27 protein-coding genes and 1 other RNA gene are annotated in these 24,550 nt (G+C 68.6%); 9 read left to right on the top strand and 19 right to left on the bottom strand.

What is annotated here, in order from left to right; translation table 11 throughout:
• Nucleotides 1–4: 4 nt before the first annotated feature.
• Nucleotides 5–1,384, bottom strand: coding sequence for a YihY family inner membrane protein (locus tag GGD82_RS05600; RefSeq protein WP_150062379.1), 1,380 nt, complete (start codon nt 1,382–1,384; stop codon nt 5–7).
• A gap of 236 nt (nt 1,385–1,620) precedes the next feature.
• Between GGD82_RS05600 and fabI the strand changes: the two genes are divergently transcribed.
• The 4 genes from fabI to GGD82_RS05580 all read left to right on the top strand — a co-directional run bounded on the left by fabI (nt 1,621) and on the right by GGD82_RS05580 (nt 4,736).
• A complete protein-coding gene (gene fabI, locus GGD82_RS05595; RefSeq protein WP_150062380.1) occupies nt 1,621–2,466 on the top strand; it encodes an enoyl-ACP reductase FabI in 846 nt (281 codons plus the stop codon).
• A 37-nt stretch (nt 2,467–2,503) separates the two neighbouring features.
• Nucleotides 2,504–3,595: a chorismate synthase gene (gene aroC / locus GGD82_RS05590; RefSeq protein WP_150062381.1), complete on the top strand. Its 1,092-nt coding sequence runs from the start codon at nt 2,504–2,506 to the stop codon at nt 3,593–3,595.
• 119 nt (nt 3,596–3,714) lie between these two features.
• Complete coding sequence (locus GGD82_RS05585; protein ID WP_150062382.1) at nt 3,715–3,957, top strand: Lrp/AsnC ligand binding domain-containing protein; 243 nt, start codon at nt 3,715–3,717, stop codon at nt 3,955–3,957.
• Nucleotides 3,958–4,076: 119 nt separating this feature from the next.
• Nucleotides 4,077–4,736, top strand: a complete 660-nt coding sequence (locus tag GGD82_RS05580; RefSeq protein ID WP_150062383.1) for an ABC transporter substrate-binding protein — start codon at nt 4,077–4,079, stop codon at nt 4,734–4,736.
• Between the two features lie 10 nt (nt 4,737–4,746).
• Here GGD82_RS05580 and GGD82_RS05575 read toward each other — a convergent pair whose 3' ends face one another.
• The 10 genes from GGD82_RS05575 to GGD82_RS05535 form a co-directional block, all read right to left on the bottom strand.
• Nucleotides 4,747–5,526, bottom strand: a complete 780-nt coding sequence (locus GGD82_RS05575; protein WP_211364764.1) for a L,D-transpeptidase family protein — start codon at nt 5,524–5,526, stop codon at nt 4,747–4,749.
• Between the two features lie 16 nt (nt 5,527–5,542).
• Complete coding sequence (erpA, locus tag GGD82_RS05570) at nt 5,543–5,926, bottom strand: iron-sulfur cluster insertion protein ErpA (protein ID WP_150062384.1); 384 nt, start codon at nt 5,924–5,926, stop codon at nt 5,543–5,545.
• Nucleotides 5,927–6,266: 340 nt separating this feature from the next.
• Complete coding sequence (locus tag GGD82_RS05565) at nt 6,267–7,139, bottom strand: 3-hydroxybutyryl-CoA dehydrogenase (protein WP_150062385.1); 873 nt, start codon at nt 7,137–7,139, stop codon at nt 6,267–6,269.
• Nucleotides 7,140–7,222: 83 nt separating this feature from the next.
• Entirely contained in the window at nt 7,223–8,158 is a 936-nt protein-coding gene (locus GGD82_RS05560) for an electron transfer flavoprotein subunit alpha/FixB family protein (RefSeq protein ID WP_150062386.1), read from the bottom strand.
• Between the two features lie 3 nt (nt 8,159–8,161).
• Nucleotides 8,162–8,911 carry an electron transfer flavoprotein subunit beta/FixA family protein gene (locus tag GGD82_RS05555; protein ID WP_150062387.1) on the bottom strand — a complete coding sequence of 250 codons (750 nt, stop codon included), beginning with the start codon at nt 8,909–8,911 and terminating at the stop codon, nt 8,162–8,164.
• Nucleotides 8,912–9,219: 308 nt separating this feature from the next.
• Nucleotides 9,220–10,071 (bottom strand): TIGR00282 family metallophosphoesterase, encoded by an 852-nt coding sequence (locus GGD82_RS05550; RefSeq protein ID WP_150062388.1) that lies wholly within the window; start codon nt 10,069–10,071, stop codon nt 9,220–9,222.
• Nucleotides 10,071–10,724, bottom strand: coding sequence for a 5-formyltetrahydrofolate cyclo-ligase (locus tag GGD82_RS05545; RefSeq protein WP_246163878.1), 654 nt, complete (start codon nt 10,722–10,724; stop codon nt 10,071–10,073). Before GGD82_RS05545 ends, GGD82_RS05550 begins: the two co-directional genes overlap by 1 nt.
• Nucleotides 10,725–10,820: 96 nt before the next feature.
• A non-coding RNA gene (gene ssrS / locus GGD82_RS21685) (6S RNA) lies at nt 10,821–10,979 on the bottom strand.
• A 10-nt stretch (nt 10,980–10,989) separates the two neighbouring features.
• Complete coding sequence (locus GGD82_RS05540) at nt 10,990–11,370, bottom strand: cell division protein ZapA (RefSeq protein WP_150062389.1); 381 nt, start codon at nt 11,368–11,370, stop codon at nt 10,990–10,992.
• Between the two features lie 7 nt (nt 11,371–11,377).
• A complete protein-coding gene (locus GGD82_RS05535; protein ID WP_150062390.1) occupies nt 11,378–11,632 on the bottom strand; it encodes a hypothetical protein in 255 nt (84 codons plus the stop codon).
• 172 nt (nt 11,633–11,804) lie between these two features.
• Here GGD82_RS05535 and GGD82_RS05530 point away from each other — a divergent pair, with 172 nt between their 5' ends.
• Together GGD82_RS05530 and ccoG are read left to right on the top strand one after the other, a co-directional pair.
• Nucleotides 11,805–12,248: a hypothetical protein gene (locus GGD82_RS05530; RefSeq protein WP_150062391.1), complete on the top strand. Its 444-nt coding sequence runs from the start codon at nt 11,805–11,807 to the stop codon at nt 12,246–12,248.
• A 333-nt stretch (nt 12,249–12,581) separates the two neighbouring features.
• Entirely contained in the window at nt 12,582–14,096 is a 1,515-nt protein-coding gene (gene ccoG, locus GGD82_RS05525; RefSeq protein ID WP_150062392.1) for a cytochrome c oxidase accessory protein CcoG, read from the top strand.
• Between the two features lie 64 nt (nt 14,097–14,160).
• On the opposite strand, the gene GGD82_RS05520 is transcribed toward ccoG, so the two are convergent.
• A complete protein-coding gene (locus GGD82_RS05520; protein ID WP_150062393.1) occupies nt 14,161–15,000 on the bottom strand; it encodes a universal stress protein in 840 nt (279 codons plus the stop codon).
• Between the two features lie 542 nt (nt 15,001–15,542).
• Between GGD82_RS05520 and GGD82_RS05515 the strand changes: the two genes are divergently transcribed.
• The gene (locus tag GGD82_RS05515; RefSeq protein WP_150062415.1) at nt 15,543–16,829 is read left to right on the top strand and encodes a glutamine synthetase family protein; all 1,287 of its coding nucleotides are present in this window, start codon (nt 15,543–15,545) and stop codon (nt 16,827–16,829) included.
• A gap of 48 nt (nt 16,830–16,877) precedes the next feature.
• Here GGD82_RS05515 and GGD82_RS05510 read toward each other — a convergent pair whose 3' ends face one another.
• Entirely contained in the window at nt 16,878–17,978 is a 1,101-nt protein-coding gene (locus tag GGD82_RS05510; RefSeq protein ID WP_150062394.1) for an adenylate/guanylate cyclase domain-containing protein, read from the bottom strand.
• A gap of 186 nt (nt 17,979–18,164) precedes the next feature.
• On the opposite strand from GGD82_RS05510, the gene GGD82_RS05505 reads away from it, so the two are divergent.
• A complete protein-coding gene (locus tag GGD82_RS05505) occupies nt 18,165–18,368 on the top strand; it encodes a hypothetical protein (protein ID WP_150062395.1) in 204 nt (67 codons plus the stop codon).
• Between the two features lie 142 nt (nt 18,369–18,510).
• Nucleotides 18,511–19,266, top strand: coding sequence for an SDR family NAD(P)-dependent oxidoreductase (locus GGD82_RS05500; protein ID WP_246163880.1), 756 nt, complete (start codon nt 18,511–18,513; stop codon nt 19,264–19,266).
• Nucleotides 19,267–19,345: 79 nt separating this feature from the next.
• Here the strand turns inward: GGD82_RS05500 and GGD82_RS05495 are convergent, their stop codons facing one another.
• The 6 genes from GGD82_RS05495 to GGD82_RS05470 form a co-directional block, all read right to left on the bottom strand.
• Nucleotides 19,346–19,684, bottom strand: coding sequence for a rubredoxin (locus GGD82_RS05495; protein ID WP_150062396.1), 339 nt, complete (start codon nt 19,682–19,684; stop codon nt 19,346–19,348).
• Between the two features lie 137 nt (nt 19,685–19,821).
• Complete coding sequence (locus GGD82_RS05490; RefSeq protein WP_184013234.1) at nt 19,822–20,571, bottom strand: ABC transporter ATP-binding protein; 750 nt, start codon at nt 20,569–20,571, stop codon at nt 19,822–19,824.
• Between the two features lie 81 nt (nt 20,572–20,652).
• Nucleotides 20,653–21,444 carry an ABC transporter ATP-binding protein gene (locus GGD82_RS05485; RefSeq protein WP_150061858.1) on the bottom strand — a complete coding sequence of 264 codons (792 nt, stop codon included), beginning with the start codon at nt 21,442–21,444 and terminating at the stop codon, nt 20,653–20,655.
• Nucleotides 21,441–22,199 (bottom strand): ABC transporter ATP-binding protein, encoded by a 759-nt coding sequence (locus GGD82_RS05480; protein ID WP_150061859.1) that lies wholly within the window; start codon nt 22,197–22,199, stop codon nt 21,441–21,443. Before GGD82_RS05480 ends, GGD82_RS05485 begins: the two co-directional genes overlap by 4 nt.
• Before the next feature lie 15 nt (nt 22,200–22,214).
• Nucleotides 22,215–23,378: a branched-chain amino acid ABC transporter permease gene (locus GGD82_RS05475; RefSeq protein WP_150061860.1), complete on the bottom strand. Its 1,164-nt coding sequence runs from the start codon at nt 23,376–23,378 to the stop codon at nt 22,215–22,217.
• A 4-nt stretch (nt 23,379–23,382) separates the two neighbouring features.
• Nucleotides 23,383–24,411: a branched-chain amino acid ABC transporter permease gene (locus GGD82_RS05470; RefSeq protein ID WP_150061861.1), complete on the bottom strand. Its 1,029-nt coding sequence runs from the start codon at nt 24,409–24,411 to the stop codon at nt 23,383–23,385.
• Nucleotides 24,412–24,550 lie beyond the last annotated feature (139 nt).

Below are 24,550 nucleotides of genomic sequence, written 5' to 3'. Positions count from 1 at the left end.
GTCCTCATGGGGTCGGGGGCGCTTCGCCCGCCAACAAAGGCTTGAGCGGCAAGGACAGAGCCTCGCGCTCCGCCGTGCGCGCCCGGCGCAGGCAGGCGCCGATGGTGTCGGCCCAGGGAGCGCCGGACAGGGGGCCACCAGATAGGGGACCGGTGTCCGGCATGCGCAGGCTCAGGCGCCCGAGCAGATCGTCCAGGGTCACCGCGTCGAGGTCCCGCGCCAACAGCCAGCGCCCGCCCTCCGACCGGGCGATGATCCCGGCCTCGGCCAGTTCGCTCAGGATGCGGCGCAGGCGTTCCTCGGGCAGTTCCGTGTCCCGCAGCAACTGCTGGCGCGTCGCGCCGGCCGATCCGTCGGGCCGCGTGGCCTCGTTTTGCAGGCCGGACAGCACCCGCAGCGCCGCATTCAGGTCCTGGCGGCGCGGGTCGGGGCCTTCCAGGCGGCGCATGCGCCACGCCGGCAGCACGGCCGTGAACACCGCACCCGCCAGCACCACCAGCCAGGACAGATACATCCACACCAGGAACACCGGGATCACGGCGAGGGTCCCGTACAGGGTGCGATACGCCTCGGCGTTGGTCACATAGATCAAAAAGCCGAAGCGCAGCGCCGCGACCAGGGCCGCCGCGACCAGCCCGCCGGCCAGGGCGTCCCGCATATGAATGGGGCGGTGCGGGACGATCAGGTACAGCAGCGTGAAGGCCGCCGCCGTCAGCACCCAGGGCACCAGCCGGGCGATCAGGCCGCCCAGGCCGGTCAGCAGCATCGGCCCGCCGGTCGTCATGTCCTGAAGGGCGTAGAGATAGCCGGACAGGGAGAAGCTGGCCCCCAGCAGCATCGGCCCCAGGGTCACTACGGCCCAGTACATCAGGAATCGGCCGATCAGGGAGCGGGTGGACCGCACGCCGAAAATGCCGTTCAGGGCCGTTTCGATGGTGACCAGCAGCATGACCGCCGTCACCCCGATGCCGACCACGCCGAACGCGGTCAGCCCGCCGGCCGCCTGCACGAACTCCTGCACTTTGCTGCGCACGGTGGCGTCGGCGTAGGGAAACAGCACCTCGAACAGGCTGGTCATGATCGTCCCGCGCACCTCCTCGAACACCGGAAAGGCCGCCAGCATCGCCAGCCCGATGGCCAGCATGGGCACCATTGCCAGCAGGGACGTGTAGCTCAGCGAGGCCGCCATCCGCACCGTCTGCGTCTCGTTGACCCGGTTCAGGATCAGCCGCGCCAGCAGCTCCAGGGACTCCGTGCGCGAGGGCGCAGGGGCGGTCGAACCGCTGTCCGCAGGGGATGCCGGGGCCGCATCGTGGTTCGCCGGGGCCGCATCGGTGTCGGTGTCACGGTCGGTGTCACGGGGGTTTGCGGTTGCGGTGGTCATGGTTGCTCCCTTGGCACGGGGTGGCGCACGAAGCGATTTCCTTGCATGGGATTCTGCTCTAGTGTACGGCCCCCCGGGACGTTTCCATACTTTCCGTACCCGTATTCGCGTGCCGGTGTCCGAGGGACCTGCGCCGGGTCGGCCGTCCGACCGGCCGGGTCCGGGCACACGGTGCGGTCCGCTGGGATTTCATGGGCACGCGCCTCAGCACAAGCAGACGAAAAAAGAGGAAGAGCATGACGGCTACCACCCCTATCCTGGCCGGGAAACGCGGTCTCGTCATGGGCGTTGCCAACGACAGGTCGATTGCCTGGGGGATTGCCAAGGCCTGCGCCGCGCACGGCGCGGAACTGGCCTTCACCTACCAGGGCGACGCCCTGCTGAAGCGGGTCAAGCCGCTGGCCGATAGCCTGGGTGTGACGACCCTTATCAACTGTGACGTCACCGATTCCGACAGCATGGACGCGGCCTTCGAGGCTCTCGGGCAGCAGTGGGGCGGTCTGGATTTCGTGGTGCATGCCATCGCCTATTCCGACAAGGATCAGTTGAAGGGGTTGTACCTGGATACGACGCCGGACAACTTCCAGCAGACCATGATGATCTCGTGCTTCTCCTTCACCGATGTGTGCCGCCGCGCCCGGCCTCTGATGAAGGAAGGCGGCAGTCTTCTGACCATGACCTATTACGGCGCCGAGCAGGTCATGCCGCACTACAACGTGATGGGCGTCGCCAAGGCCGCATTGGAGGCCAGTGTGCGCTATCTGGCCAACGACCTCGGGCCGGAGGGCATCCGCGTCAACGCCGTGTCGGCCGGGCCGATTCGTACCCTGGCGGCCTCCGGCATCGGGGACTTCCGCTTCATTCTGAAGTGGAATGAATACAACGCACCACTGCGCCGGAACGTTTCCACGGACGAAGTGGGCAACTCCGCCGTCTATCTGTTGTCCGATCTGGGCTCGGGCGTGACGGGCGAGGTCCACCATGTGGACAGCGGTTATCACACCGTCGGCATGGTCGCGCCGGATTCGGCTCCGCAGATCATCGACCTGCTGGGCGGGTTCAAGCCCAAGAGCACGGACTGAGAGAGTACGAACTGAGTCGGGCACGGGGGTCCACCGGATGTCGCACAACAGCTTTGGCCACCTGTTCCGCGTGACGACGTTCGGGGAGAGCCATGGACCCGCCATCGGCTGCGTCGTCGATGGCACGCCCCCCGGCCTGCCGTTGGCGGAGGCCGATCTGCAACGTGATCTGGACCGGCGGCGGCCGGGCCAGTCGCGCCACACCACCCAGCGGCGGGAGGCCGATCAGGCGCGGATCCTATCCGGTGTGTTCGAGGGTCGGACCACCGGAACGCCCATTGCCGTGCTGATCGAGAACACCGACCAGCGCAGCAAGGACTACTCCGAGATTGCGGCCAAGTACCGGCCCGGCCACGCCGATTACACCTATGAGGCCAAGTACGGTCTGCGGGACTATCGCGGCGGCGGTCGGTCCTCGGCGCGTGAAACCGCGTGCCGGGTGGCGGCGGGCGGCATTGCCCGGGTCGTTCTGGGACCCTCGGTGATCGTGCGCGCCGCCCTGGTGCAGGTGGGGGCCGACCGTCTGACCGTGCCCCGGAAGGACTGGGACTGGGACGAGGTCGGCCGCAACCCCTTCTTCTGCCCGGACGCAGCGACCGCTGAGCGTTGGGGCGATCTCATGGACGGGGTCCGCAAGGCTGGCAGCTCGGTCGGTGCGGTGGTGCAGGTGGAGGCCGAGGGTGTCCCGCCCGGCTGGGGCGCGCCCCTGTATGGCAAGCTCGATCAGGACATCTGTTCCGCCTTGATGAGCATCAACGCGGTCAAGGGGGTCGAGATCGGCGCGGGCTTCGCCGCCGCAGCCCTCAGTGGCGAGGACAACGCGGATGAAATGATGCCCGGCCCGGACGGCCGGCCCGTGTTCACCGACAACCATGCCGGCGGCATACTGGGCGGCATCTCGACCGGACAGACCGTGGTCGCGCGCATGGCGGTCAAGCCCACCAGTTCCATTCTGAACCCGCGCCGCACGGTCGACCGCGAGGGCCACGCCACGGACATCGTGACCAAGGGGCGGCACGATCCTTGCGTGGGCATCCGCGCCGTACCGGTGGCCGAGGCCATGCTGGCCTGTGTGCTCGCCGATCATCGCCTGCGCCACCGGGCGCAATGCGGCGAAGGGGCGTGTTGAGCGGCGCCGGCCTGTCGTGACACGCGCGGCATGCCGGGGCTTGACGGGCCTGCGTCGCCCGCCCACGATTTCGGCCCGCCGGGGTGTCCCGGTTGTGTCCTCCACCGTGAGACGGAACCATGCAGAAAATCTTCGTGCTGATGAAATGTGAACTGGGTCAGTCCTATAAGGTGGCCGCCGCCCTGGTGGATGGCCTGGAGGAGGTGTCCGAGGTGGACAGCATCTCCGGCCAGTACGACCTGCTGGCGAAGTTCTACCTGCCCCGGGATCTCGACGTCGGCCGCTTCGTCACCGAGAAGGTGCAGACCGTGGCCGGCGTGAAGGACACCTTCACCCTGGTGGCGTTCAACGCCTTCACCTGATACCTGACACCGCGAGACCTTACACGCGGTGGGGCGCCGCAAATCCGCCATGACGGTGAACAACACTGTGCCGGTCGCCTCGCCCCGTTTGACGGTCGTGTGTTCCGGAGCTCGCGTGCATGCCCCAACTGTCCCATTCCTTGCCATCCGTGTCCCGGCGCCGTCTGTTGGCCCTGGCGGGCGCGGCCGCGCTCGTCGCCGTGTTGCCTCGAGGTCCGGTCTGGGCGCAGGCCCCGGCCGATTCCGCCGCCGTGGCGCTGATCGAGACCTATCAAGCGGCCCTGCTGGATGTGATGCAGCGCGCGGAGGCGCTCGGCATCCAGGGCCGGGCCGAGGCGCTGGACGACCCCGTGCGGGCCACGTTCGATTTCAGCCGCATGGCGCGTGCCGCTGCCGGCCGCGCCTGGCGTGATGCGGCAGAGGCGGAACGCGCGGCCATGGCGCGCGCTTTCGGGGACTATTCCGTGGCGGTGCACGCGGACCGGTTCGATGGGTTCAGTGGCGAGCGGTTCGTCATCGACGGCACCGCGCCGGGGCCGGCCGGGACGACTCTGGTCCGGACCCATATCGACCGGCCCGACGTGGAGAATGTGCCGATCGACTACGTGGTCGCGGAGGGGGACGACGGGCCCGCCGTGGTCGATGTCCTGTTGAAGGGCTCGATCAGCGAAGTCGCGTTGCGCCGCTCCGAATGGGCGTCCATCGGGGCCCGCGACGGCCTGTCCGGGCTGGTGACGGCCCTCGATAGCCTGACGGCGCGGATGCTGAAGACCCCGTAACCCGCGCCTCTCATCCCGGACCGAACCGATAGCGGCCCTCCCGGACCGTGACGTCCGGCGGCCGGGCCGTGTCCTCGAACCACCGATACCCCTCCGCCAGATTGGCCCAGAACGCGGCCCAGGGATGATCCGCGTCCGCCGCCAGAGCGTCCGGCGTCAGGGCGAAGGGCAGGGCGTGCACCCGGACGAAGGGCTGTCCGGCCGCGAACGCCGCCACCATCAGGGTCCAGATTTCATTGATCGGGTCGTTGTGGTCGGCGCCCACGGGCAGCAGGCGCTTGCCCATGGCGTAGCAGCCCACCGACGCGCAATCCCCATGCACCATCAGGGCGCTGCCGGTCCAGCCGCGCGCCCGCTCATAGGCATTCGGGTAGCCGAGGTTGAACGACAGGTGGAACCGGCTGTGCGGATTCATCCGGCCGGGCGGCACGAAATAGAAGCCCTCCGGCGCCTGCCCATCGCCTTCGGCCGTCTTGGGGCCCAGGTCGCCGGACCGGGCGCAGACCGGCCAGGACCGGAACAGGGTGAAGGGGCCGCCCGGGGTCGTCTCAAGCCACGCCTCCAGCCGCCGCTCCCGCTTGAAGACGCGGAGGAACACGGGCGCGCCCCAGCGCAGCCCGGCGGCCTCCACATCGGCGCGCAGGCCGGATTCCACGCGGGCCATGGCGGCGGACGCGCGGTCGCTGGTCGGGATGGTCGACGCGGCCGCGGTAGGCTCGGAGACGACGGCGGCCATGGTTAAGGCGAGCCAGCCGAGCGCCGCGCGTCGCGGTATCGGCTCCGGTTCCATGCGCGATCCCGCCGGATCACACCGAGAACGATGTGCCGCAGCCGCAGGTCGCGGTGGCGTTCGGATTGCGGATGGCGAAGGCGGCGCCCATCAGGTCCTCGACGTAGTCGATGACCGAGCCGTCGAGAAGCTCCAAAGACGCCTCGTCGATCACCACGCGCACGTCGTGGGCGGCGAACAGGCGATCGTCCTCCGCCGTCGTCTTGTCCAGGTCGAAGCGGTACTGGAACCCGGAGCAGCCGCCGCCGTCCACGATGACGCGCAGCATCAGATCCGGATCGCCCTCGGCGGCGATCAGCGTTTTGACGCGGGCCGCGCAGGCCTCCGTGATGGTCAGACCGCCCGCGGAGGGCGGCGGCGGAGCGGTCAGCGTGTCAGGTTCGGTCGTCGTCGGGGCCATGACGGTGTCCTCGCGCGGTCTCCATGGAATGTTTCGCATGTAGGCATGCGGGTGGACCCTGTCGAGGGGCCGAAGCCTGTCACCCCTCTCCTCCCTCCGTCGGGGGGAGGCCGGGAGGGGGGCTGAGACCGTCGCCGCGTCTGCCTCAACCCCACCCCCTCCCTCCCCTGTCCAGGGGAGGGGGCGGCTGGCCCTTCAACCCGATCCGGATGCTGACCCAGCACGGACCCAGCAGGGGAGGTCCTGATCGTCCGAAAACGGTAGAAGACGGATCGGTCCTGCACCGGACCCGCCTTTTCGCGGTGTTAGGTCGGACGTCCGCGCCCGTCGGCCCGCGGGCTTACCGCGTCGGGATCGGGGGATCGTTGGTGTAGTCGTAGAAGCCGCGATTGGTCTTGCGGCCCAGCCAGCCGGCCTCGACGTACTTCACCAGCAGCGGGCAGGGGCGGTACTTCGAATCCGCCAAGCCCTCGTACAGCACCTGCATGATGGCCAGCACGGTGTCGAGCCCGACGAAGTCCGCCAGTTCCAGCGGTCCCATCGGGTGGTTGGCGCCCAGCCGCATGGCCGTGTCGATGGCCTCGACCCCGCCGACGCCCTCGTACAGGGTGTAGACGGCTTCGTTGATCATCGGCATCAGGATGCGGTTGACGATGAACGCGGGGAAGTCCTCGGCCGGAACCGACGTCTTTTCCAGCGTGTCCACCACGGCCCGGACGGCCTGATAGGTGTCCTCGTTGGTCGCGATGCCACGGATCAGCTCCACCAGCTTCATCAGCGGCACCGGGTTCATGAAGTGCATGCCGATGAACTTGCCCGGACGGTCGGTGGCCGCGCCCAGACGGGTGATGGAGATCGACGAGGTGTTGGACGCCACGATGCACTCGGGCGTCAGGTGTGGGCACAGGTCGACCAGGATCTGGCGCTTGACCTTTTCGTCCTCGGTCGCGGCCTCCACGACAAGGTCACAGTCGCCGAAGTGCTCCATACCGGTCGACGGGACAATCCGAGCCAGGCCGGCGTCCTTGTCCGCCTCGGTGATCCGCTCACGCGTGACCTGACGGGACATGTTGTGGTCGATCACAGCCATGCCCTTGTCGAGGGCGTCCTGACTCACATCCGTAAGCCGGACATCGAAACCGGCGAGCGCGCACACGTGACTGATGCCGGTGCCCATCTGGCCGGCGCCGATGACGCCGATCTTGCTGATCATGCCGTGGTCCTTGTCTGGGCGGGGCGGACGGCCCGTGACCGGTGCCGCCCGCCCGCGTGGGAAACAGCCCGTGCCGACGGGTCTTACTTCGCCAGTTCCGCCTCCAGCGCGGGCACCGCCTCGAAGAGGTCGGCCACAAGGCCATAGTCCGCGACCTGGAAGATCGGGGCTTCCTCGTCCTTGTTGATCGCGACGATGACCTTGGAGTCCTTCATGCCGGCCAGATGCTGGATGGCGCCGGAGATGCCGACGGCCACGTACAGCTCGGGGGCGACGATCTTGCCGGTCTGGCCGACCTGGAAGTCGTTGGGCGCATAGCCCGCGTCGACCGCCGCGCGGCTGGCGCCGACCGCGCCGCTGAGCTGGTCGGCCAGCTTCTCGATGTGGTGGAAGTTGTCCGCCGAGCCCATGCCGCGCCCACCGGAGATGACGACGCGCGCGCTGGTCAGCTCGGGGCGTTCGGACTTGCTCAGCTCCTGGCCGACGAAGCTGGACAGGCCGGGATCCTCGCCCGGGGCCAGGGTCTCGACCGGCGCCGTGCCGTCGCCGTGGGCGACCTTGTCGAACGAGGCGCCGCGCACGGTGATGATCTTGACGGCATCGCCGCTTTTGACCGTGGCCATGGCGTTGCCGGCGTAGATCGGCCGGATGAAGGTGTCGGCGTCCACCACGCCCGAGATGTCGGACAGCATGGCGACGTCCAGCAGCGCGGCGACGCGCGGCAGGGTGTTCTTGCCCATGGTGACGGCGGGCGCCAGGACGTGGGTGTAGTCCTTGGCCAGCCCGACGATCAGGGCCGCGAACGATTCCGCCAGATGGTGGGCGTACAGCGGGGAGTCACAGCACAGCACCTTGGAGACGTCGGCGATCTTGGCGGCGTCCTCGGCGGCGGCGGCGCAGCCCTCGCCGGCGACCAGCATGGTCACATCGCCCCCGATGGCGGCGGCGGCGGTCATGGTGGCCAGGGTGCCCTGACGGACGCTGGTGTTGTCGTGGTCCGCGATGACGAGAATGGTCATGGGTCAGATCACCTTCGCTTCGTTGCGCAGCTTGTCCACCAGGGTGGCGACGTCGGGAACGACGACGCCGGCCTGACGCGCCGGCGGCTCGTCGACGGAGACCGTGGTCAGGCGGGGAGCCGTATCGACGCCCAGGCTGTCCAGCTCCAGGGTCTCGATGGGCTTCTTCTTCGCCTTCATGATGTTCGGCAGCGAGGCGTAGCGGGGCGTGTTCAGGCGTAGGTCCACCGTGCCGACGCAGGGCATCTTGACCTCGATGGTCTCCAGGCCGCCATCGACCTCCCGGGTCATGGTGGCGGCGCCGTCACCAAGGGCCACCTTCGACAGGAACGTCGCCTGCGGCCAGCCGAGCAGCCCGGCGAGCATCTGGCCGGTCTGGTTGCTGTCGTCGTCGATGGCCTGCTTGCCCATCAGCACAAGGTCGGGGGCTTCCTTCTCGACCAGGGCCTTGAAGACCTTGGCGATGCCCAGCGGCTGCACCTCGTCGTCGGTCTTGACCAGGATGCCTCGATCCGCGCCCATCGCAAGGGCGGTGCGGATCGTTTCCTGGCATTGCTGGGGGCCGATGGAGACGGCGATGATTTCGGTGACGGTGCCGGCCTCTTTCAGGCGCACCGCTTCCTCGACGGCGATTTCATCGAACGGATTCATGGACATTTTGACGTTGGCCGTTTCGACGCCCGTCTTGTCCGCCTTCACGCGGATCTTGACATTGTAGTCAACCACGCGCTTGACCGCGACCAGGACCTTCATGGCACTCCCTGTCCTTATTGCGCGCGAGGAGCCGGAACCGGGGCCGAGGTCCGGCCGTCAGGGCGGCCAGGGCCGGGCGGGCAGTCCCCTCGCGGACTTCTCCCAAGTGGTGTCCAGGGGCGCGCGAACACGCGCCGGTACCGGACCGCGACGCCGAACCCGGCCGTTTGGGCCGATGGTCGCCGCGACCAACGATGTCTCGCCTGACGATCGCCGCTCGTCAAGCACGACGTGCCGTCGAGTCCCCTCGGTTGATGGGACCCATGATACTGTTGCATTGCACAACGTACGAAGCCCGACCGGCGGAGTCAAATACCGCTGGCCGCAGGTGCCGGCGCGGCCGGCATGGTTGCGGCCAGCCGCCCGCCGAGGCGCACCGGTGCAATGGTGATGGCCCGGCCGGTGGCGTCGTCCGTTTCGATGACGATGCCGCAGACGGTGGCGGGGCCGCCGGCGGGGCTGAGCCGCTCGGTCGGCATCTTGCGGGCAAAGCGTTCGACCGCCGGCTCCTTGACCATGCCGATGACCGAGTCGTAGTCGCCGCACATGCCGGCGTCCGTCTGGTACGCGGTGCCGCCCGGCAGGATCTGGGCGTCCGCCGTCGGGACATGGGTGTGGCCGCCGACCACCGCCGAGACGCGGCCGTCCAGATAATGGCCGAGGGCCATTTTTTCGCTGGTCGCCTCGGCGTGCACGTCCACCAGGATGGCGCTGACGCCGCGTCCGGGCGGGCCGGCCAGGGGATTCGCCTCGATTTCGCGGCGGGCGGCGGCAAACGGGTCGTCCAGCGGGTCCATGTACAGGCGGCCCATGACCTGTACGACCAGCAGACGGCGGCCGCGTGCGTCGGTCATCACGATGGCGCCTTGTCCGGGCGTGCCGGGCGGGTAATTGGCGGGCCGGAGCAGGCGGGGTTCCCGCGCGATATAGGGGATGATGTCGCGCTGATCCCAGCTGTGGTTGCCCAGGGTGACGACGTCCACGCCGCCCTCGAACAGTTCGTCACAGATCTTCGGCGACAGGCCGAAGCCATGGGCCGCGTTCTCGCCGCAGGCGACCACCACGTCGAGCGCCAGATCGCGGCGCAGGCCGGGTAGGGTGTCGATCACGGCGTCGCGGCCGGTGCGGCCGACGATATCTCCCAGGTACAGCAGGCGCATCAGAGCCTCTCCGGACGGATGATCCCCGCGTCCGTCACGAGGGCGGTCAGCGGGCGGTCGTGGGGTTCGCAGGGCACGCCCCCGTCGGCCAGGGGGATCTCCTGGACGGCAAAGGCGAAGCCGAGGGCGGTGAGGGCCGGACCCCGGGCCGCGAGGTAGCGGTCATAGAACCCGCCGCCATAGCCCAGCCGTTGGCCACGCCGGTCGAATCCGAGCAGCGGAACCAGCATCCAGTCGGGCTGGACGTCCGGTGCTCCCTCCGGGGGGTGACGGGTCTTGAACGGGCCGGGCGCCAGACTGGCCGGATTGCCGTCCCAGCGCCGGAAGCGCAGGCACGGCGGTGCGTCGGCCGGTGGGGTGACGGGCAGGGCCACGGGATGGCCGCGTTCCGCCAGGATCGCCAGCAGCGGCCCCGGGTCCAACTCCCCCCGCATGGGCCAGTAGCCGGCCACGATGGCGCCGGGCGGCGGGGGCGCGTCGCGCAGCACAACGGCGCATGCGGCTTCGGCCGCCTTCCGTGCGTCCTCGGGGGGAATGGCGCGGCGGCGTGTGAGTCCCTTCGCGCGGGCCTCGGCCTTGCGGACGGCAATGGCGTCCGGTGGCGAGACCGGCGGCGTCGGGACGGTTGGGGCAGGAATGGAAGCGTCGGACACGCGGCCTCCGAGCGGGCCGGCCGCACGATGGGCAGCGCGACGTCAGATGTGCGCGAAGTGATCGGCGGATCGAGCCGCGGATCCTTCGGAAAGGGGTGCGGAGCCACCCTGGCCGTTGGCGGTGCGACCTCCACATGGGCCGCGGCAACAACGTGGGCGCCGTGTGCCGAGACCAGGATCCCGACAGGGACAGCTCCCTTTCACAGACGTATAGCCCCCGGGAGTGTGCGTGCCTGACGCACCGGGCAGCCCCGCACCCCCAAACCTAGGCCTGGTCCAGGCGGTCGGCAAGGGCTTCGATGCGCGACGCCATGGCGACGATGGCGGCAGCGGCTTGTTCCTCGGCCAGGGCGTGCTCTCGGGCGCGGTCCTGCGCCGCTTCCTGGGCGGCCTCCTCGACTTCGTCCAGCGCCCCCCGCTGATCGCGCAGGACTTCGACTTCGCGCCGCAGGTCGGTCAGTTCGTCGGCCAGAGTCAGGCCCAGCATGACGAGTGCCATGCCCTCGCTGACGTGGCCGACGCGGGCGGTCAACTCGCGGGTTTTGACGTCGATCTGAGCGGCCAGCGTGCTGACATGCGACTCTTCGCCGGGACCGCAGGCGATCCGGTAGTCGCGACCGTTCACCGTAATCGTGACCTGGGGCATCGGCGGGCTATCCCTTGAGCAAGGCGCGGAGGCGCGCAACGGTGCCGTCCAGGCGGCCGTCTACCTGCCGGACGACGGTGCGAAGCTGCTCGTACTCGCCGCGCAACGCCTGGTACTCATCGCGCATGGCGTTCAGTTCTTCGTCGCGGCGGTCCAGGTCTGCGTCGTCCCGCACCCGGCGGGCCTCGCGTTCGGACATGGCCCGTTCCAGACGATCCAGGCTTTGGCCCAGTGTTTCGAGCGCGGCGTCAACCGGGGGCACGGCTGGGTGTTCCTCGTGCTGCGCGCGGGCCGGGACCGCACCCCCCCATCCCATCCCGGGTCGGAGGGGAGATTCGGTGTTGGTCCCGCCGCGAATTTCTTTTCGATTTCATGGCGCTACTTTGCCATGTTGGATGTTCGTACGAGAATAGGCACGGAACGGAGACGCGTCAATGGCGACACCAGTGTCCGAAGGCGACTCCTGTGCCCCGATTGCGGGCCGGATCGCGGAGGTCGGCACCCCGTCGGACCTGATTGGAGTCGCCCAGGGGGGGGCGCCGGACGGCGCGCCGCTGCGCGTGGCCGGGCCGCCCGGCGCGTTGGACCAATGGGGGCCGGGCTGGCCGGGGGCGCTTGCCGCTGCGTTCGCGGAGGGATGGGCCGAGACCATGCCGGGCCGGCCGGCCCCGACCATCCATTTGACCGTGGACGGTGGCGTGGCCGTGGGAACCGTGTTGGCGCTGCTGGCGGATTGGACCGCGCCGGCTGGATGGCAGCTGGACCTCGTGCTCGACCCGACCGTGCCGCCGTCGGCGGTCGCGGCGCTCGCGGCGCGGGCCGAGGCCGCGCATGGGAACCATGTCACCGTGCGTGTGATTCCCGATCCGCCGGCTTGAGCAGGTCGGACGTGCGGCGTCCCAGGCCCTTTGCGTTTCGCCAGGGGATCATCATATCCCGTCGGTGTGATAGACCGTGGGTATAGGATGGACGGGCGCGGCGCGATCGTGGGCTAGAGGATCCGTCGAGCCAACCAGTATCGGGTCCGGACCCAGGCCCGCGCCTTGATCGACATCAATGTGCAGAAATGAGGCGCGGGCGTACCAAAGGGAGCGCGAACAGCTGCGGCGGAACGCTATGGCTTCGGCGGTGGTCGGTCGCGGGGAGGGCTCCTCATCCCCCGGCTCGCGCTGCATGGCGTCGGATGACGCGATTAGGGAAGGCAGGCAAGGATGACGGCAACGGACGGAGTGGCCGTGGCGGCCGCGAGCGACGCGGACGCGAGCGCAAAGGGCCGGGGCGGCGCGGGCGGAGGACGTCCCAAGCCGGAGAAAGCCTCCCTGTACGACAGTTACGAGAAAGTGTACCCGCGCAAGAGCGAGGGCCGGTTCCGCCGCATCAAGACGGCGATGAATTGGGTTCTGCTGTCCATCTTTTTCATCGGGCCCTGGCTGCGCTGGGATCGGGGCGCCGGGGCGCCGGATCAGGCGATCCTGATCGACATGCCGGGGCGCAAGGCCTACTTCTTCGCCATCGAGATCTGGCCGCAGGAGGTCTACTACCTGACCGGCATCCTGGTGCTGGCGGCCATCTCGCTGTTCTTCGTCACCGCGCTGCTGGGGCGGGTCTGGTGCGGGTTTGCCTGCTTCCAAACCGTGTTTACCGACATTTTCGTGGCGATCGAGCGTGCCATCGAGGGCGACCGCAGCGCCCGCCAGCGTTTGGACCGGGGCCGTCTGACCGCCACCAAACTGCGCCGCAAGGTGGCTAAGAACGCCGCGTGGCTGGGGGTCGCGGCTCTCGTCGGCCTGGGGTTCACGCTGTACTTCGGCAACGCGCCGACGCTGCTGGTCGATATCCTGACGCTTCAGACGGGTCTGGCGCCCTACGGCACCATCGCCGTGGTGGGCGGGTTCTGCTTCCTGCTGGCGGGCTATGCGCGGGAACAGGTGTGCATTTACATGTGCCCCTACGCGCGCTTCCAGTCCGCCATGATGGACGACGAGTCGCTGATCGTGACCTACGAGCGGTGGCGGGGCGAGCCGCGCGGCAAGGCGCGCAAGACCGAGGATTTCAGCCAGCGCGGCCATTGCGTCGACTGCACCCTATGCGTCCAGGTCTGCCCGACCGGCGTGGACATCCGTAAGGGCACGCAGCTCGCCTGCATCGGCTGCGGTTTGTGCGCCGACGCCTGCGACAGCATCATGGAGCGGTTCAATCTGCCGACCGGGCTGGTGCGGTTCGATTCCGTGAAGAACCAGGCCCAACGCGCCAAGGGGCAGTCCGTGGTGGTGCGCTGGCTGCGGCCGCGCACGCTGATCTACACCGCCGCCCTGACGGTGGCGGTCGCGGTCATGGCCACGGCGCTGATGACGCGGTCGCGGCTGGAGGTGAACATCCAGGCGGAGCGGAGCCCGCTCTATGTGCAGCTTTCGGACGGCTCTATCCGCAACGGCTATACGGTCAAGATCCTGAACATGGAGCGCATCGATACGCCCTTCGTGGTGACCGCCGAAGGGCTGCCCGACGCGCAGATGAACATCATCGGCTACGACACCGATCCCGGCCAGCCGACCACGGCGACCCTGCCGGTGACCGGCGACAGCGTGGGCAGCTTCCGCGTCTATCTGTCGGCGCCGCCCGACGCTTTGGAGGGCGAGGCCACCCCGTTCACCTTCCGGATCGAGAACAGGGCGACCGGTGAGGTCACGACGCAGTCGGCCAACTTCAACGCGCCGGCCTCCTGACGCCCGCGTCTCAGGCGGACGCGGCCGGGGCGGCGACTGCTGCCGTCGCCCCGGGGCCGCCGGCTCAGTGCCCCATCAGGATGGGCACGGTCATGTGATGCAGGATGTGCCAAGTGGCGCCGCCCAGCACCAGTTCCCGCAGGCGGGAGCGGCCATAGGCGCCCATGACGATCAGGTCGGCGCCGGAGTCACTGGCGCGGGACAGCAGCAGGTTGCCGACATCGACATCGTGCGCAACGACGTGTTCGGCCACGGCCTTGACGCCATGCCGGGCCAAGTGGCCGCAGATATCCGCGCCGGGAATGTCCCCGTGGCCGTTGACGCCGTTGTGGTGCGGGTTGATGGCCAGGACATCGACCTCCCGCGCCGTTTGCAGGATCGGCAGCGCATCGCTGATGGCGCGCGTCGCCTCGCGGCTGGCGTTCCAGGCCACCAGGACCTTGTCGCCGATCCGGGGGTGCTGCCCGGCGTAGGGAATGACCAGCACGGGCCGGCCGGAATCCATGATGACCTGATCGGCCGCCTCGCGTTCGTCGGCCATGTTGTCGTCGCGGCGGTCGTATTGGCCCAGGATCACGAGGTCGGCATAGCGGGCGTGCAGCACCAGCGTGTCCAGCAACTCGCCCTCGGGGTCGCGGTACTCCGACGCGATCTCGAACCCGCCCAGGACCGCCTCGAATGTCGCCTTGGCCTTGGCCGATGCCTCCTCGGCATAGCGCCGCTGCGCGCGGGTGACCTCCGGGCCCAGTTGGGACATCACGAACTGGGGCACATGGGGGGTGGTTCGCACGAACAGACCGGTCAGCCGCGCCCCATGCCGAGTTGCGAGGCTCGCGGCGGCCTCGACCCGGGCCCGGCAATGCTGGGAACTGTCGAGATGAACGAGGATATCCTTGAGAGCCATCGAAAGGTCCCTTCTGGTGCGTAACGGCGCTGGGCGGTCCGCTCTGAACGGGACGCATCCCGGCATGGTGGCGGCCACGATGGATCGTGCCGAAGCGGTCTTCCCTTGGCAAGGGCGCCCCGCCATCCCCCACCGGGGTTGCGGACCCGGCGCCCGGGTCGGAGTTCTCGCACAGGGGAAGTGTACCGCCCGGCTGCGGCGCGCGGCTACGCAATCGCGGATGGTCTGGTCGGAGGGGGCTGCGCAGCACGGGGAGAACGCGCCATACGCCGCCGCCGCACCCTGGCCTTTGCCTCGCCGGAGGGCGGGAGTAGAGTCACGCACGGCCTACGTCCCGTGTCCCAGTCAGAAAGACCGCCCCCGTGACCTCCACGCCCTCGCCCATCGAGACCGACCCCACGCTCCTATCCAACGCGACCGAGGCACCCAGCGGGGTTCCCGTCGCCGCCGAGGCGCCGGCGGAGGACGATCGTCCGGGGCCGGGCGACATCGCCGCCCTGGAGCGCTGGGTCCGAACGCGCGGAATCACCGAGGTCGAATGCATGTTGCCTGACCTGACCGGGATCCCGCGCGGTAAGATCCTGCCGGCGCACAAGTTCCTGACCAGCCTCCGGGACCGGGGCCTGCGGTTGCCGGAATCGGTGTTCATCCAGACCGTGACCGGGGGCTATCCGGAAGACGACCCGGTCGATATCGAGGATCGCGACATCTTTCTGGTGTCGGACCCCACGTCGGTCCGCATGGTGCCGTGGTACGACGAGCCGACGGCGCAGGTCATCACGGACTGCGTCTACCGCTCGGGCGAGCCAGTCGAGGCGGCCCCGCGCCATGTGCTCAAGCGCGTGCTGGCGTTGTATGCCAAACAGGGGTGGCACCCCATCGTGGCGCCCGAGCTGGAGTTCTTCCTGGTCAAGATGAACGACGACCCGGACTATCCGCTCGAACCGCCGATGGGCCGGTCGGGCCGGGCGGAGACGGGCAGCCAGGCCTACGGCATCGACGCGGTCAACGAGTTCGATCCGCTGTTCGAGGATATCTACGACTTCTGCGAGGCCCAGGGCCTGGACGTGGACACGCTGCACCACGAAGCCGGCGCGGCGCAGATGGAGATCAACTTCAACCACGGCGATCCGCTGTCGCTGGCCGATCAGGTGTTCCTGTTCAAGCGCACGGTGCGTCAGGCGGCCCTGACGCACAAGGTCTACGCCACCTTCATGGCCAAGCCGCTGGAGGGCCAGCCCGGCTCGGCGATGCACCTTCACCAGTCCGTCACCGGCGGGCCGGACGGGCGCAACCTGTTCGCGGAGGCGGATGGCGCGGACAGCAACCTGTTCCGCTGGCATATCGCCGGCCTTCAGCGCCATTTGCCCGAGGCCATGCTGCTGCTGGCCCCGAACGTGAACAGCTACCGTCGGTTGGTGCCGGACTGGGGCGCGCCGATCAACATGCACTGGGGCTACGACAACCGCACCGTCTCGCTTCGGGTGCCGTTCTCCGACGCGGGCAGCCGCCGGGTGGAGAACCGGCTGTCCGGCGCCGACGCCAACCCCTATCTGGCCATCGCGGCGTCGCTGGCCTGCGGCTATCTGGGCATGATGGAACAGCAGGAGCCAAGCCGCCCGATCAAGGGCAGCGCCTATTCCCGCGCCCATGCCCTGCCGCGCCACATGCCGGACGCCATTGAGCGGTTCACCCGCGCCCGCTCGCTCCAGGAGGTGCTGGGCGAGGACTTCACCCGCGTCCTGACCAGCGTGAAGTGGGCGGAGTGGGATGCTTATCAGCACGTCATTTCGAGCTGGGAGCGGGAGTACCTCCTGCTCAACGTGTAGAGCCGATCGGGACGGTCCCCGTCGAAGCCCCTCGTTCGCCGTGGCGCGTTACGCGGCGCGGCGCCGGTCTACCGCGCGGGGCTGTTCGGCTGGGGGCGCCCCCGGGGTGAGCGTGCACAGTGCGATTGGGTCATCCCGCCCGCGCAACGTGACCGTGCCGACCTCCGTCCGGGACCAGCCGGGGATTGCGGGCATGCGGTCGATCAGAGCCGTCGGGACCAGCAGCCAGTGCCGCATCGCCCTCGTCGCCTGCTGCAGCCGGGCGGCGGTGTTGATGGTGTCTCCGAAGTAGACGATCTCGACGCGGGCGTCGCCGCATTCCCCGGCCACCACCGGGCCGCCGTTCAACCCCGCGCGGATCGCCGGTTCGACGCCGAAGCGGCGGCGGTAGGCCGACGCCCGCCGCGCCAACCGCTCGCGGATCGCCACCGCGCAGCGCAGGCAGCGGCCGTCCCGAAGGGCGGCATCAAGGGGCCACGTCACCACCACTTCATCGCCGACGTAGCGATGGACCTCGCCTCCATGCGCGGTGATCACCGTATCGAGGTCGAAGAACACCCGGCTGATCAGGGCGTGCGTCTCCACGTCGCCCAGCCGTCGGGCAATGGCCGTCGAATCCACCAGATCGACGAACAGGAACGCACGGTGCTCGCGACGCGGCCGGGCATAGCGCCCGAGGACGATGTTCGCGAGCACTCGCCCGCCGATCAGGCGCCGCATCTGCATCACGAACTGAATCAACAGGACGATCAGGAGCGAGAACGCCGTGTCCTGGGCCAGACCGGTCATCACGTAACGCCGGGCCGCGGACGTGGTCTCGGCCGAGGGCAGAAGCCACACGTTGTAGGCGATCAGGATGGCCAGGACGAGGCAAGTGTATACGGTCGTCTTGACCAGCAAACGGACGGGAAACGAGCGACGACGGAGCGGGGCGGCTATAGGTCCCGCCCACACGAAGATCTCGAACACGCCGATCATGCCGGTGATGGTGGCGCCGTTCAAAACGCCATTGCGGAGCAGTTGCCAGGTGAGCGGCAGGAGTTCGGCGCTCGCCAGAAAGGCGACGTAGAGCAACCCGGCCAGGATGCCGGCGAAGACAACCCAGGCCAACGCAGTGAGCTTGGCCCGGAGGCACTGGGGTCTCCACATGGTGGTACTCCTGTCCCGGTAGGGGCGGCCGATACGACACGCCAGTGTAGCAGAGCCGTCCGGGCGGAGGCGGCGACAACCGTCGGGTGTTGCGGGGCGGCAACGGTGTTCCGCCCCTTGAACGTGTCCCAACAGGCTCCGACATCCCGTGACATGTATCGAGTTCGTAAGGGAGGGCCGGCGACCATGGGAGACGGCGCGGCGATCGTCATCATGGAGGTGTTCATGTGGGCGGGGGGAGCGTTCTTCCTGCTCTGGCTGGACCGGCGCAACCTGAAACGCGCCAAGGCGGAGCGCGCGCGCCGCAAGGCGAAGGAGGACGGCGCTCCGTCGCGGCCGTCGCCGTCGATGGTGCCGACGTCGGTGGGGGACGCCGGCGGTCAATCCTGACCGGGCGACTGCGGCGGACCGGGCTCCCAGCGGACGGCATGCACGGGTTTCGGGTCTGGACAGGCCAAGGTGGCGCGGCGTAAACCGGGCCTCCCGCCACGGTATCGTGGCGGCCTCCGTTCACGCCTGACAGGATTGACCGATGACTTCGTCCGACTCGTCCGCTCCGATGTCTCCCTCTCCCGCAACGGGCCGCATGGCGGGGCGCGTGGCCGTGGTCACCGGCGCGTCGCGCGGAATCGGCCGGGCCGTCGCCCGGTTGTTCGCGCTGGAGGGGGCTCACGTGGTCGCCGTGGCGCGCACCCAGGCGGCGCTGGAGGAATTGGACGACGAGGTCCGGGCGGCCGGTGCGGGGCCACTGATGCTGGTGGCCGAGGATCTGTGCGATTTCGAGAAGATCGACCAGATGGCGTATGCCCTGGCGAAGCGCTTCGGGCGGCTGGATGTCCTGGTGGGCAACGCTGGACTTCTGGGCCGGCTGGGGCCGATGGGCGATCTGCCGCCGGAGATGTTCGAGCAGGTCATGAACGCCAACGTCACGGCCAACTGGCGGCTGATCCGCGCGCTGGATCCGCTGCTGCGCCAGTCGGAGGCCGGCCGCGCGGTGTTCGTCACCTCGTCCGTCGGGCATCAGGCGCGGGCGTATTGGGGCGCCTATGCCGTGTCGAAGGCGGCGCTTGAAATGATGGTCAAGGTCTGGGCGGACGAGTTGCACAAGACCAACGTGAAGGTCAATCTGGTCAACCCGGGCCGGACCCGTACCAAGATGCGGCAGGCGGCCTATCCGGGTGAGAAACCGGAGACCCTGCCGACCCCCGAATCCCACGGTGAGGCGTTCCTGCGGCTGGCCAGCGCCGACTGCCAGGATCACGGCGCCACGTTCGATCTGAGTGCGTAAGCTGTGGCCGCGTTGGAACGGCTTCGTCCGTTCCAACGCCTCCGTCGTGCCGCGCGGCGCGGTGCCGTGGTGTGCGGGATCAGCCCTCCTTGATGAACCAGCGTTTCGGCGCGCCGCAGACCGGGCACAGCCAACTGTCGGGCAGGTCCTCGAACGCGGTGCCGGGCGGAATGGGGTGCGATCCGACGATGTTTTCCGGGTCGCCCTTCTCCGGGTGATAAAAGTACGGCTCGCACTCGTTGTAGGTGCAGCGCCACACTTGCGTGAGCGGGTCATAGGGTGCTGTGGGCGCGGTGGTCTTGGCGTAGGCGGGCGCGCCGCCCGGCCGGGCGATGGCGGCAAGCAGGCCGACCAGGGCCACCGGCAGCCCGCGCAGCAGGGCGCGGCGGCTGGATCCGCGCGAACGATCCTCGGTCATTCTGGGGTCTCCCGTGTCGAGAAGGGCCAACACGGGTGGAGTTTGTGGCGCGCTGGGGGGCCCGGCATTGACCCGCCTCAAACGAGATGCGGTTGTCACGCAAAGGTCATACGCCCCGCGGCGTGTTCCGGGGTCGGTCAGACCGCGAGGTACTGTTGGCGCAGGTCGGCGTTGTCCAGGACCTCCTGGGCCGAGCCGTCGAACACGACCTCGCCCATGTCCAGGATCACGGCCCGGTCCGCCAGATTGAGCGCCGCAATGGCGTTCTGTTCCACGATCACGGTGGTCATGCCCAGGTCGCGCACCTTGGCCAGGGTGCGCTCGATCTCCTGCACGATCACGGGGGCGAGGCCCTCATAGGGCTCGTCGAGCAGCAGCAGCTTGACGTCGCGCGCCAGCGCGCGGCCAATCGCCAGCATCTGTTGCTCCCCGCCGGACAGGGTCGTGCCCTCCTGGTTCTTGCGCTCGCCGAGGCGGGGGAACAGCTCGTAGATCTGCTCGATGGTCCAGCCCAACGGCGGGGCGATGCGCGCGAGCTGGATGTTCTGATGCACCGTCAGGCCCTGGATGATGCGCCGGTCCTCCGGCACCAGGGCGACGCCGAGGCGGGCGGCCTGATGCGACCGCATGGTGTGGAGCGGCTGGCCGTCCAGCCAGACCTCGCCCTCCGTCAGGTGCGGGGCGTCCATGCGGGCGATGGCCCGCAGGGTCGAGGTCTTGCCGGCGCCGTTGCGGCCCAGCAGGGCCAGGATCTCGCCCTCGCGGATCGAGAAGCTGACCCCCTGCACGATATAGCTCTGGCCATAGTAGGCGTGCAGGTTGCGCGCGGCGAAATAGGGGGTGTCGGGGGAGCCGGCGGCGGATTCCGAGGGCGCCTGAGAGGGCATGATGGAACTCCTTCTCGTGCAGGCGACCGGACAGGCCGCCGCCGGGTGAGGGTGAATCGGATGACGGGGCGACCGTGCCCGTCACACCGCCAGGTACTCGTGGCGCAGGTCCGCGTTGTCCAGAACCTCCTGGGCCGTGCCGTCGAACACGACCTCGCCCATGTCGAGGATGACGGCGCGGTCGGCAAGGTGCAGCGCGGCAATCGCGTTCTGCTCCACGATGACCGTGGTCATGCCGAGCTGCTTCACGCTTTCCAGCGTGCGCTCGATCTCCTGCACGATGACGGGCGCGAGGCCCTCGTAGGGTTCATCGAGCAGCAGCAGCTTGACGTCCCGGGCCAGGGCGCGGGCGATCGCCAGCATCTGCTGTTCGCCGCCGGACAGGGTGGTGCCTTCCTGGTTCTTGCGTTCGCCCAGACGGGGGAACAACTCGTACAGCCGCTCCAGGCTCCAGCCGTGGGGCGGGGCGATCTGGGCGAGCTGGAGATTCTGCTGCACCGTCAGACCCGGGATGATGCAGCGGTCCTCCGGCACCAGCGCGACCCCGTTGCGGGCCGCCTGATGCGCCTTCATTTCGTGCAGCGGCTTGTGGTCGAGCCAGATCTCGCCGTGGGTCAGGCCGGGGGCGTCCATGCGGGCGATGGCCCGCAGGGTCGAGGTCTTGCCGGCGCCGTTGCGGCCCAGCAGGGCCAGGATCTCGCCCTCGCGGATGTCGAAGCTGACGCCCTGCACGATGTAGCTTTCGCCGTAATAGGCGTGCAGGTCCCAGGCGGAGAAATAGGCCGGCGCGCCGCCCCGCCCGCGCACGGGGGCGACGCCGGGCGCATGGCCGCCCTCGTACAGGTCCTCTCGCAGCAGCGTGTCGGTGGTCATAGGTGGGCTCCTCCCAGATAGGCTTCCTGGACGCGCGGGTCGCCCTTGATCTCGTTCGGGGTGCCCTCGACGATCGGCGTGCCCTGCGCCATCACGGTGACGCGGTCGGCCAGCGAGAACACCACGTGCATGTCGTGTTCGATGATGATCTTGGTCACGCCGTGCTCTTCCTGCATGCGGGCCAGCAGGTCGATGGTGGCGTTGGTGTCGGCGCGCGACATGCCCGCCGTCGGCTCGTCGAGCAGCACCAGCTTGGGCTCCTGGACGAGGCACATGGCCAGCTCCAGCCGCCGCTTGTCGCCGCGCGACAGGTTGCCGGAGTGATGGTGGCGCTTTTCGGCCAGGCCGACGCTCTCCAGGATGGCCTCGGCGCGGTCGCGGATCTCCGCCTGATTGTCCACGCGCCCCCAGGCGTTGACCGTGAACGATCCGTCGCGCACCGCCAGCGTCGGGATCACGACGTTTTCCAGCAGCGAGAGATCGGCGAAGATCTCGGGCGTCTGGAACACGCGCGCCACGCCCATCTGGTTGATCTCGTGCGGCGACCGGCCGGTGAGGGGCCGCCCGTTGAACAGCACCGCCCCGGTGTCGGGCACCAGGCGCCCGACACAGACGTTGAGCAGCGTCGACTTGCCGGCGCCGTTCGGCCCGATGACCGCGTGCACCGTGCCCTCGGTGATGTCGAGGTTTACGTTGTTGAGCGCCTTCAGACCGCCGAAGCTCTTGTTGACGTTCTGAACCTGTAGGATTCCCATGCCGTCGTCCTCCCCTTACTCGGCCGCCTGCGGCGCGGTGCCGGCATCTCCGCCGGACCGGCCGGAGCCGCCCGAGGACCGGCGCGCCATCTGCACCAGCTGGCGCACGCCCGATGTCAGGCCGCCGGGCAGGAAGATCACGATCACCATGAACAGCAGGCCCAGGGTCAGGTGCCAGCCCTCGCCGACGAACAGGCCGGCGACGGAGACCACCACGCCCTCGACGCCGTCCGGGAGGAACCCGAAGATGTCGTGCAGGGTCTGCTCGTGGAAGGCCGAGAAGATGTTCTCGGAGTATTTGATGAGGCCCGCGCCGATCACCGGACCGAGGAGCGTGCCGGCCCCGCCCAGGATGGTCATCAGCACCACCTCGCCGGACGCGGTCCACTGCATGCGCTCGGCGCCCGCCAGCGGGTCGGTGACGCACAACAGCGCCCCGGCGAGCCCGGCGTACATGCCGGAGATGACGAAGGCGGTCAGGGCATAGGGTCGCGTGCTGATGCCGGTGTAGTTCAGGCGGGTCTGGTTGGTCTTGATCGCCCGCAGCATCAACCCGAACGGCGAGCGGAAGATGCGGATCGAAACGTACATCCCGATCAGCAGCCAGACGGCGCAGAAGTAGAAGCCCGGCAGGCCGTTCATCTCCAGTCCGAAGATGTTGGAGACTAGCGGTCCGTCGACCACGCCTTGGCCGGTCAGGTGGTCCAGGGCGCGCGGGTCGCTGTTCAGCACGCGCAGGCCGGTCTCGCCGTTGGTGATCGGCGTCAGCACCGAATAGGCGAGGTTGTAGCACATCTGCGCGAACGCCAGCGTCAGGATCGAGAAGTAGATACCCGTGCGGCGCAGGCTGACGAAGCCGATGACCCAGGCGAACAGGCCGGACAGCAGGATGGCCAGCAGCAGCGCGGGCACCGGGTTCATGCCCAGCAGCTTGAAGCTCCACACCGCGGTGTAGGATCCCACGCCCAGGAACGCGGCGTGGCCGAACGACAGGTAGCCGGTCAGGCCGAACAGGATGTTGAACCCGATGGCGAACAGGCCGTAGATGGCGAACTTCTGCATCAGGTCGGGATAGCCCGCGCCCAGCGGCACCAGCCAGATCGGCATGGTCAGGACGGCGAGGGTGAAGGCGCCGAACAGGATCAGGTCGGAGCGGGCGGTTGCCAGTGGTGTCGTCATTGCGTCAGCCCTCCATCACGCCCTTGCGGCCCAGCAGGCCACGTGGCCGGACCAGCAGGATCACCACGGCGACCAGATAGATGATGATCTGGTCGATGCCGGGCAGGATGCTCTTGACCTCGGTCATCGAGGCGAACGATTGCAGGATGCCGAGCAGGAACCCGGCCGCCACGGCGCCCGGCAGGCTGCCCATGCCGCCCACCACGACCACGACGAACGACAGCACCAGGAAGTCCATGCCCATGTGGTAGTCGGGCGGCAGGATCGGCGTGTACATGACACCCGCCAGGCCCGCGACGACGGCGGCGAGGCCGAACACGAGGGTGAACCGCTTCTCGATGTCGATGCCCAGCAGGCCGACGGTCTCGCGGTCCGCCATGCCGGCGCGCACGACCATGCCGAAGGTGGTCAACTGCAGGAACGCGAACACGCCGCCGATCACCAGGGCCGAGAAGACGAAGTACACCAGCCGCCAGTATGGATAGACGATCTCACCCGGGTTGAAGCCCACCAGAACGCCGATGTCGGCGGCGCTGCGCAGGGCGGTCGGCGGGCTCTGGGGCAGGGGGTTGGCCCCGAACCAGGTCTTGATGATCTCCTGCAGCACGATGGCGAGGCCGAAGGTCACCAGGATTTGCTCGGCGTGCGGGCGCTTGTAGAAGAACTGGATCAGCCCGCGTTCCATGATGAAGCCGATCACGATCATGATCGGAATGGCCGCGAGGATCGACACCGGGACCGAGTAGTCCAGGATCAGGTGGCCGGTGTCGCCCAGCCACGAGACGATGTAGGGCTCGCGGATCTCGACCGGCGTGCCCCACGGCGTCAGATTGTTCGGATCCAGAGTGACCTGCTCCAGGCCGATCACTTGGTTGACGGTCACGGCGCAGAACGCGCCGAGCATGAACAGGGCTCCGTGCGCGAAGTTGACCACGCCGAGGGTGCCGAACACCAGCGTCAGTCCCAGCGCGATCAGGGCGTAGGCGCCCCCCTTGTCGAGCCCATTCAGGATCTGCAGAAGGATCGCGTCCATCCCGTCAGACTCCCCCTTGGCGGTTGGCGACCGCAGGCCACGGGGCCGCGATCGAACACATATCTATGTGAATTGGATCCTGGTCCGGCGGTCCCGTCTCGCCTGTGTGTGGACGGGTGTCCCGGAGTGCGGCGCAGGC

This window comes from Roseospira marina (assembly GCF_014197855.1).
GTDB lineage: Bacteria > Pseudomonadota > Alphaproteobacteria > Rhodospirillales > Rhodospirillaceae > Rhodospira > Rhodospira marina.
The sequence above is the reverse complement of the archived record's forward strand: the minus strand, read 5'-3'. Positions and strand labels throughout refer to the sequence as shown.